This is a genomic window from Oceanivirga salmonicida (assembly GCF_001517915.1).
Lineage (GTDB): Bacteria > Fusobacteriota > Fusobacteriia > Fusobacteriales > Leptotrichiaceae > Oceanivirga > Oceanivirga salmonicida.
Window position 1 is genome coordinate 1 of the sequence record NZ_LOQI01000110.1, and the last position, 2,939, is coordinate 2,939.

General features: G+C 26.7%; 2 protein-coding genes. Both read left to right on the plus strand.

All coding sequences use genetic code 11. The features are described from left to right. On the plus strand, window positions 1-327 hold a 327-nt coding region (locus AWT72_RS09810), incomplete at its 5' end, for a hypothetical protein (RefSeq protein ID WP_197407649.1). Window positions 328-376: 49 nt separating this feature from the next. Further along, complete coding sequence (locus AWT72_RS08330) at window positions 377-2,920, plus strand: M1 family metallopeptidase (protein WP_067143532.1); 2,544 nt, start codon at window positions 377-379, stop codon at window positions 2,918-2,920. Window positions 2,921-2,939: the final 19 nt, after the last annotated feature.

Here is a 2,939-nt window from a genome sequence, read left to right on the forward strand (position 1 = left end):
AATCTAAAGAATAAGAAAATAATTAAATTTGAAATTTATGGGAAAGAATATGAATGTAAAAGTAATATAGATGCTTATTTAGAAATAAATAAAATTTTATGTGATTTACATAAAGAAGATTATATAAATTTATCAAAAGAGAACCTTACATTTATTTCTAATAATATGAATAGTTTGAGTAATACATCTAGAATAAAAAAAATATCCGAAAATATATTTGTAAATATAAATTATAGTTCGACAGAATTATTTAAATTCTTAAAGCAAATTATTAAAAAAATTAATTTAGATGGTAAAAATATTTTATTACATATACAAATCAAATAATAAATAATTCATTTTTGAATAAATAACAATTAACAAAAAAGGAGACCAAATGAAAGTAGAACATTTTATTGAAAAGTTTGTGCCTAAAAATTACAATATATTTTTGGACATAAATAGAAAATTAAAAGAATTTAAGGGGGTAGTAACTCTTAAAGGGGAAGCACTTGATAAGAGTATTTCTTTGCATCAAAAAAACTTAGTTATTGAAAGAGTAAGTATTGATGGTAAAGAACTTAGTTTTTCTCATTCTTCTGAGAGAGAAGCAGTAGATATAGAGTTACTAGGTTTGGGGAATATGACATTAGTAGTTGAATTTACTGGTAAAATTACAGATAACATGACTGGAATTTATCCTTCATACTATACTGAAAATGAATTAAAAAAAGAAGTTATATCAACTCAATTTGAAAGTCATTTTGCAAGAGAAGCCTTTCCTTGTATAGATGAGCCAGAAGCAAAGGCAACATTTGATTTAAATATAAAGTTTGATCAAAATTCTGATGAAATAGTTTTATCTAATATGCCAGAGGTTAATATAGAAAAAAGAAAAGAAACAGGCATATGGCAATTTGACACTACACCAGTTATGTCAACATATTTATTAGCATTTGCTATTGGTGATCTTCAAAGTAAGATATCTAAAACTAAAAATGGAACAAAGGTAGGAATTTTTGCTACTAAAGCACATCCAAATCAATCACTTGATTTTGCATTAGATATAGCAATTAGAACTATTGAATTTTATGAAGATTATTTTGGTGTAAAATATCCTTTACCGCATTCATACCATGTAGCATTGCCAGATTTTTCTGCAGGAGCTATGGAAAACTGGGGATTAATTACTTATAGAGAAATATATTTATTAGCACCTGAAAATTTAAGTGTTAGGAGTAGACAACAAATTGCATTAGTAATTGCTCACGAAGTTGCACATCAATGGTTTGGTAACTTAGTGACAATGAAATGGTGGGATGACTTATGGTTAAATGAAAGTTTTGCTAATATGATGGAATATGTATCTATTGATGCAATAGAACCTACTTGGAATATTATGGAAAATTTTCAAACAGGTGGAGTATATTATGCATTAAGACGTGATGCTACAGATGGAGTTCAATCTGTTCATGTTGAAGTTAATCATCCAGATGAAATAAATACATTGTTTGATCCGGCTATTGTTTATGCTAAGGGAAGTCGTTTAATGCATATGCTTCGTAGATGGTTAGGAGATAAAGATTTTTCAGAAGGTTTAGGAACATACTTTGCAAAACATAAATATAGTAATACAATAGGGACTGATTTATGGAATGCATTAAGTAGTGTTTCTGGTAAAGATGTTGCTAGTTTTATGAACTGTTGGTTAGAACAACCTGGATATCCATTAGTAACAGTTAAAGTTGTAGATGATAAACTAATTATTTCTCAAAAGCAATTCTTTATTGGTAAACATGAAGATAAAAATAGATTATGGCAAATACCTTTAAATAGTAACTGGAAAGGAATTCCAAATACATTAACAGATGAAGTATTAGAAATAGAAAATTATAGCAAATTAAAAGAAAATAATAATGGGGCACTACAATTAAATACTGAAAATACTGCACATTATATTATTAATTATGAAGGAGAATTATTTGATAGCTTATTAAAAGATTTTAATAAACTTGATAATGTTTCTAAATTACAAATAATTCAGGACTATAAGTTAATGGCAGAAAGTAGTCAAATTTCATTCGTTAAATTATTGAATTTATTACCAATGCTTACAAATGAAACTTCATATTTAGTTACTTCTACTATTTCAGGTGTAATTAATAGCTTAAAACAGTTTATTGAAGAAGGAAGTAATGTTGAAGATAAATTTAAAAATATAGTTAAGAAAGTTTATCAATCAAACTTTGACCGTTTAGGATTTAAAGCGAATGATAATGAAACTGATGAAGATGAAATGGTTAGGCAATTGACATTATCATCAATGATTTATAGTGATGATGAAAATGTTTCTAAAAAAGCAAATGAAATATTTATGGAATATAAGGATAAGTTAGAAACTATACCAGCAGCAATCAGAGCACATATTTTAATTAATCAAATAAAACATTATGAATCAATTGAACTTGTAAATCTATATTTAGATTTATATGTTAAAACAAATGATTCAAACTTTAAGCGTCAATTAGCCGGAGCATTATCAAAAACTAATAATGAAGCAACAGTTAATAAAGTTTTATCAGTGTTAAAAGATAAAGATATTGTTAAGCCGCAAGATTTAGGAATGAGTTGGTATGAACCGTTTTTAGCAAACTCTTATTCACAAGAAACATTTTGGAATTGGTCTCGTGATAATTGGGAATGGATTAAGAAAATATTAGGTGGAGATATGAGTTTTGATGGATTTGTTATTTATCCTGCAAGTTGTTTTAAGACTACTAAACTTTTAAATGAGTATAAAGAATTTTTTGAACCACAATTATCTGATATGGCACTTAGCCGTTCTATTTCAATGGGAATTAATGAAATTGAAGCAAGAGTTGCTTTAATTGAAAAAGAAAAGGAATTTGTAAGTAAAACTATTTTAGAAATGGAAATTTAAAGGTAATGGAAAGTAACAT

Coding starts and splice junctions, on each gene's coding strand:
- AWT72_RS08330 (WP_067143532.1), top strand. CDS start 377: ATGAAAGTAGAACATTTTATTGAAAAGTTTGTGCCTAAAAATTACAAT.